This window comes from Gilliamella sp. B2838 (assembly GCF_026536185.1).
In the GTDB taxonomy this organism is placed as follows: domain Bacteria; phylum Pseudomonadota; class Gammaproteobacteria; order Enterobacterales; family Orbaceae; genus Gilliamella.
In genome coordinates this window covers 1-1,553 of sequence record NZ_JAFNOO010000035.1, presented here as the reverse complement: position 1 = coordinate 1,553, position 1,553 = coordinate 1, and the positions used below count along the sequence as shown (strand labels likewise).

Here is a 1,553-nt window from a genome sequence, read left to right as displayed (position 1 = left end):
TTTAAACCATTGACGATGTTTTGGCGATTTTCCTCTTTTTCTTTATCAAATATTGGTTTGAGTTTGTTATGCGCATGCTCGGTATTGTGACTTAATTCATTCACGTCCTGAATCTGATTCTCTGTATCACGAATAATTAACTCACCATCACTTATTGCCGCATGCATTATGTTTGAGGATTTATCGCCATGCTGATAAACTTGCGGTGCACCTCCTGTTGGGGAAAATCCTCCCCCACCTTTACTTGCACCTACAGAGCCAGAAACACTGCTGACTTTATAATCCGCTTTGTTTTCGATATCACTAAAGCCAATGGTGCCCGTATCTAACCGGTTTTTGGATTTATCCGCAGTGAAGGCTAGGTGGTTTTATACCGTCGGTTACATGCCACAAGGCATAAAACCCAACCCCAGACCTTAACTGACCATTAAAGGCAGGTGGCTGGAGCAATTTGGTTTTTATGTCGGCTGCCCTGTTATCATTAAGATTGAACAGGGCAAGTTGATAGAAGAACTTGATTTGCAAATTTAAAAATAAATGGTTGATTTTCCCCACTACTATGTGGGGATTTGATACTTAACCATGGTTGATATATATTGCATCGGCTTTTGCTGGTACAACATTTTCCCAATTCATGATGAGCAATATATCAATGGCCATTTTTCTCATTTTTTGCCACTCAACGCTTTCACAAAGTGCATCATTATTCCAGTATTGAATATTAGCGGCTCCACTTATAGATAACATATAATCATCTAATTTCTTTATTGCTAGCTTTTGTTCTGATGTGAGAGAAGATGCTACTAGAGAATCATTAAGTTCATCTAAGGCCATCTCCCACTCAACTGCTAATTCATCAGCTATATTTGCAAAATCAGGAAATAAACTCTTTTGTATTTCATAAGGCTGCGCTATTGCCTGAGTTACCCATTTAATCTTATTCATATTTATTCCTTTGGTTTATTGATAATTGTCGCTTTTTCTCCGGCATTTGGCTTATATGTCTTTGGATTAACAACTTTTATCGTACCTTGTGTTGTAGTTGAGACTTTATAATAGCTACCACCATGACGTCCTCCACCTGGGTGGAAGCGATGGTGGTACACCGTTAATCTACGCTGATGTTTATCGTGTTGTGTAACTTCTCTTGTTTAGCTCGCTCAGTTTTAATTAACCAATCAACTGCTTAGCCTGATGTTTTCAAATCATAGCGTCTAAAATCTCTTTTATTGACTTCTGCTCGTCAGCAGTCATCTGCTTGACCGTCTCAAACTTAAACTCATCTTGTGGCTTTAGTTCCTCGCTTTTTCAACTATCCACTAATCAGAATCATAGCGAAAACCAAGCGGATTATAAAGTCAGCAGCAGTGTTGGCGTCAGCACCATTGGCATGCCAATGGTGCCAGCCGGTTATAATAAAAAAGACAATGAACAATCGATAACGCATTCAGCGGTGTCCCAAGGCACCATCATCATCCGCAATGAGAATGAACAAAAGCAGGATATCAATGAGTTAAGTCGGGATACTGAGCATGCCAGTAATGAACTTAAGC

At 39.4% G+C, this 1,553-nt stretch carries 3 protein-coding genes and 1 pseudogene; 2 read left to right on the top strand and 2 right to left on the bottom strand.

Going from position 1 to position 1,553, the window contains the following annotated elements; translation table 11 throughout:
• Positions 1-420: 420 nt before the first annotated feature.
• Positions 421-531 (top strand): SymE family type I addiction module toxin, encoded by a 111-nt coding sequence (locus J3U63_RS13480; protein WP_416380361.1) that lies wholly within the window; start codon positions 421-423, stop codon positions 529-531.
• A 45-nt stretch (positions 532-576) separates the two neighbouring features.
• On the opposite strand, the gene J3U63_RS13165 is transcribed toward J3U63_RS13480, so the two are convergent.
• Together J3U63_RS13165 and J3U63_RS13160 are read right to left on the bottom strand one after the other, a co-directional pair.
• A complete protein-coding gene (locus J3U63_RS13165) occupies positions 577-945 on the bottom strand; it encodes a hypothetical protein (protein WP_267367893.1) in 369 nt (122 codons plus the stop codon).
• 2 nt (positions 946-947) lie between these two features.
• Positions 948-1,106 carry a hypothetical protein gene (locus J3U63_RS13160; protein ID WP_267367891.1) on the bottom strand — a complete coding sequence of 53 codons (159 nt, stop codon included), beginning with the start codon at positions 1,104-1,106 and terminating at the stop codon, positions 948-950.
• A gap of 152 nt (positions 1,107-1,258) precedes the next feature.
• On the opposite strand from J3U63_RS13160, the pseudogene J3U63_RS13155 reads away from it, so the two are divergent.
• Positions 1,259-1,553: pseudogene (locus J3U63_RS13155) on the top strand (hypothetical protein); the annotation flags it as partial.